This is a genomic window from Bartonella sp. TS25HLJMH (genome assembly GCF_042193505.1).
Lineage (GTDB): Bacteria > Pseudomonadota > Alphaproteobacteria > Rhizobiales > Rhizobiaceae > Bartonella > Bartonella grahamii.
Genome location: NZ_JBHILV010000047.1, coordinates 1 through 3,468, shown reverse-complemented (window position 1 = coordinate 3,468; position 3,468 = coordinate 1). Strand labels below are relative to the sequence as shown.

Below are 3,468 nucleotides of genomic sequence, written 5' to 3'. Positions count from 1 at the left end.
CACGGGCTGCTAAACCAAATGGTTAAAGATGTGCGCAACACTTTTGGGCAGCCCATCATCTACACGCGAAAGGACAACCAGCAATCTTTTCGTATCACAGCGATTTACGGCATTAAGCATTCAGAATCGGACGCCGGTGGCAGAATCCCCACCACAATTGCAAGAAAGGAACTTGATCTTTGTATCAATGACATTGGAGGATTACCACCAAAACCGGAAGATAATGTTGTAATCATTTCCCCTGAAAACAGCAAAGCCCCCTCTTCTCAAGAGCACTTCGTGATCACAGATGTCCAAGCCTCTGAATCCGGTATGTATAAACTTATCTTGCGGGAGATAAAACAATGAGGAATCTTTGTCTTGTGTGTTTCAAAATCAATAAGGCTGCCCAAGAGCCCTAACCACTGCAGCAAATTGGGGAGTAGCGGTGAATTTGTAGTTCCATGGTATACCAGAGCGGCGATTAACCCGACATCCCTCATATGTGATGTCTACTGATGCAATTCGCGTCCAAGTAGTTCGTTCATTCTTTTCAGAGCTTTCAAACACAATAGCTTGATCGGTTACCAAAAGACGCCCACGTGCTAAAACTACCATTTGTTCTATTTTATTTACTCTACGTTTACCAACAAAATTAGCATATTCTTGAACTCCCAACAGTTTTTCATTAGGTGCTAGACGATAATCATATTCACTTGCATCAAGTTCTTGAAACATTTCACATGCTTCGGAAAAATTAAAGGGAGGGATATCTGGTTGTAACATCGCAACTTGTTGTTCAAAATGTTTTTTGCGTCTGTATAGACAATAATTATATAAAGCGGAACCTGCAGAAAAAGTGAGGATTATTAACAACCCCCATCCCCAAAAGCCTAATCCATCATCTTTGTCTGGTTTGTTAACTTGAGTGGGGGTAATTTGCTTATCAGTATCCTCAGCTGGTACCTGAGTCACGCTTTCGTTTTGAGTAGCAACATCTATTGACGAAGTCGAGGAGGAGGTAACAATTTCATTATTGTGTGTAATTTGATTTGGTTTGTCTTTGTGTACAGAAGCACCTACTATCGCAGAGCCGATAAATAATAAAGCTCCAATACCAAGAGTTTTCAGTCCGTTTTTCCGCCATTTCTTTATACATACTAAAACGAGTCCGACAATCATCATTGGCAATGATAACAAGCACACGATCATTGCAATTATATTAAGGGTATCCAGCATTACCTCCCCCTCCGCTATAAATAAAAAAGTAAAGTGGAAATTTAAAGTGAGTCGACAAATAAAGTAAAGACGTACTTAATATAATTTAGAAAAATGTAATATTACTGCTTGACATTATAGTAGGAGTATGAATAATCGAATCAGGTGCCTAAGAAACACCTTAGAACCATAAGCGGATTGGTTACCGAAATAATCAGTCTCCTATACATTAAAGACTTTGACTCATTATATGCTACATGCATATAATAATATCTGTCGGGTGTGGTTACGCTATACAATACCCTTGCGGGGAAAGTGTAACGACGGACTTATGGCCGTGTTTCTTAGCGCCCGGCACTTTTCTAGAGTGTCATTAAGAAACGTCTAACCATAAGGAATTCATTATGAATACTCTTATAGAAATTAGAGAACAGGTTATTGATCAGGAAACTGTTCAAACTGTTAACGCGCGTGATTTGCACGCATTTTTAGGAATTACATCAAAGTTTGCAGACTGGATTAAAAATCGCATTAAAGAATGTAAGTTTCTGGAAAATATAAACTTTATAACGCTTTCTAAAAATTTAGAAAACGGTGGAAAGGTAAAAGAATACTACATTACGTTAGACATGGCTAAACATCTTTCAATGATAGAGCGTAATGATAAAGGGCATGAAGCGCGTCAATACTTTATCAAATGTGAACGACTTTTGAAACAAGTAGCAACACCGCAAGTCGACTACTCCAAACCGGAAGCATTGCTTGGTGTCTTGAATCACTTACAAAGTCAAATAGAGCAAAAAGATCATGTTATTGCAGAATTAGCACCAAAAGCAAAAGCTTTGGAAGGTTTAAAGCGTTCTGATGGTTTGTTTGGTCTTATTGAAGCAGCAAAGATGTTAGAGGTACGACCAAAGGACTTAACTGATTACTTGCGTAAACATGATTGGGTATATCGACGGGCTCCAGGGGCGCCTCTGTTACCTTATCAGGATAAAATTAAGAAAGGATTCATGGATTGCCCTGCTATTACCATTCAAAAACCGGATGGTACAGAAAAGGTGCTGCCTTCAACAAAAATCACATCTAGAGGATTAGCTTGTTTGAGAGAACAAATCTTTGGGGGTGTGCAATGAATACCAGTATCGACTTTTTATGTGATTTGTGGCTGGCATTGTTTAAGCTTTCTAATCATCGAGGCATTGGAGATGAGGACTGCAATGCTATAGTTGAGGTTATGGAATCGGTCGTAGATGCTCTGGTTTTAAAGCTTCAAGATGACGTGCCCAATATTACAAAAATCTTGGCAATTTTGACAGATTTTGGAGCTTCAGAACTACCACATCGTATGGATTCTTTGTTGCGAACTTATGAACCAAATTTAGACAACCCCATTAAAAAGGTTGCTTAATTTAGAAAATAGAACTCCCCTTCCCGTTCTTAAAATGGGGAGGTGGTTAATTCCGATGGCTTTTTCGTAAATCTCGTTCGATGAGATGTCGAACATAGCGTGTGTAAGGAATAGCTTGATTTTTAGCTTTTTCCTTTAAAGCCTTCATAAGCGCTTGAGGCAAGCGAATATTCATAGACGCTTCTTTAGGTAAGAACTCAAAATGAACGGGTTTAAAACCAGTTAAGTCATAATCTGTAAGATCTGCAGTATCAACAAAGTTTTCTGCTTCTTCATCCGTCTTAAAAACGGGCATTTGTTTTAATTTAGAGGTTTTCATAAAAATCAATCTCCTTTTGGTGCATATAACGAGCGCTAATAGGACGCACAAACAGTTCATTCTTTATTGTTCTTAAGGTAAAAACTAAAAAAATATATCTTTCATTATAGCTTCTTCCAATGGCTCTGAAACGCTCTTCTTTAACATTGGGGTCATGCTTTATGACGAGATTTCCAGAATTGGTGAATAAATATTCAATTTCTTTTTTAGAAACTCCATGTTTGGCACATTTTGGCCAGTTACCATCATCCCAATTTATGCCATGAACTTTGATATTTGTTACCATAACGTATGTATATCAAAATGTATCCACAAATACAATAAAAATGTTTAAAAATCAATCTGTTTGGACAGGAGCTCCCATGCATCCGAGAGAGACGATAAGAGAAACATTTGTTGCGTTGATCAAAGCAGCAAAGACGGCAGCTGGTGACAATATTTTCAATATGCGTGATTTCAACTTTTCCCCTGAGAACACGCCTGCAATTAATATCTCAACACAAAGTGAAACAATTGAAGATGGCTATGATTATGGAGTAAG

Annotated in this window: 6 protein-coding genes; 3 read left to right on the top strand and 3 right to left on the bottom strand. The window is 38.1% G+C overall.

Annotated elements, in window-relative coordinates; genetic code table 11:
* The coding region (locus ACFINF_RS08925; RefSeq protein ID WP_375620549.1) for a hypothetical protein at positions 1–348 on the top strand (348 nt) is incomplete at its 5' end.
* A 27-nt stretch (positions 349–375) separates the two neighbouring features.
* Here the strand turns inward: ACFINF_RS08925 and ACFINF_RS08920 are convergent.
* Entirely contained in the window at positions 376–1,218 is an 843-nt protein-coding gene (locus tag ACFINF_RS08920; RefSeq protein WP_375620548.1) for a hypothetical protein, read from the bottom strand.
* Between the two features lie 383 nt (positions 1,219–1,601).
* Here ACFINF_RS08920 and ACFINF_RS08915 point away from each other — a divergent pair, with 383 nt between their 5' ends.
* Both ACFINF_RS08915 and ACFINF_RS08910 read left to right on the top strand, forming a co-directional pair.
* Positions 1,602–2,333, top strand: a complete 732-nt coding sequence (locus tag ACFINF_RS08915) for an antA/AntB antirepressor family protein (RefSeq protein WP_375620547.1) — start codon at positions 1,602–1,604, stop codon at positions 2,331–2,333.
* Positions 2,330–2,608, top strand: coding sequence for a hypothetical protein (locus tag ACFINF_RS08910; RefSeq protein WP_375620546.1), 279 nt, complete (start codon positions 2,330–2,332; stop codon positions 2,606–2,608). The genes ACFINF_RS08915 and ACFINF_RS08910 overlap by 4 nt, the downstream gene beginning before the upstream one ends.
* A gap of 46 nt (positions 2,609–2,654) precedes the next feature.
* On the opposite strand, the gene ACFINF_RS08905 is transcribed toward ACFINF_RS08910, so the two are convergent.
* Entirely contained in the window at positions 2,655–2,927 is a 273-nt protein-coding gene (locus ACFINF_RS08905) for a CopG family antitoxin (RefSeq protein ID WP_012754724.1), read from the bottom strand.
* Entirely contained in the window at positions 2,914–3,213 is a 300-nt protein-coding gene (locus ACFINF_RS08900; RefSeq protein ID WP_375620545.1) for a BrnT family toxin, read from the bottom strand. The genes ACFINF_RS08905 and ACFINF_RS08900 overlap by 14 nt, the downstream gene beginning before the upstream one ends.
* Between the last annotated feature and the right edge of the window lie 255 nt (positions 3,214–3,468).

Excerpts from the sequence above, each read along its gene's own strand:
- ACFINF_RS08900 (WP_375620545.1), bottom strand. The coding sequence starts at position 3,213 with ATGGTAACAAATATCAAAGTTCATGGCATAAATTGGGATGATGGTAAC.
- ACFINF_RS08920 (WP_375620548.1), bottom strand. The coding sequence starts at position 1,218 with ATGCTGGATACCCTTAATATAATTGCAATGATCGTGTGCTTGTTATCA.
- ACFINF_RS08915 (WP_375620547.1), top strand. The coding sequence starts at position 1,602 with ATGAATACTCTTATAGAAATTAGAGAACAGGTTATTGATCAGGAAACT.
- ACFINF_RS08910 (WP_375620546.1), top strand. The coding sequence starts at position 2,330 with ATGAATACCAGTATCGACTTTTTATGTGATTTGTGGCTGGCATTGTTT.
- ACFINF_RS08905 (WP_012754724.1), bottom strand. The coding sequence starts at position 2,927 with ATGAAAACCTCTAAATTAAAACAAATGCCCGTTTTTAAGACGGATGAA.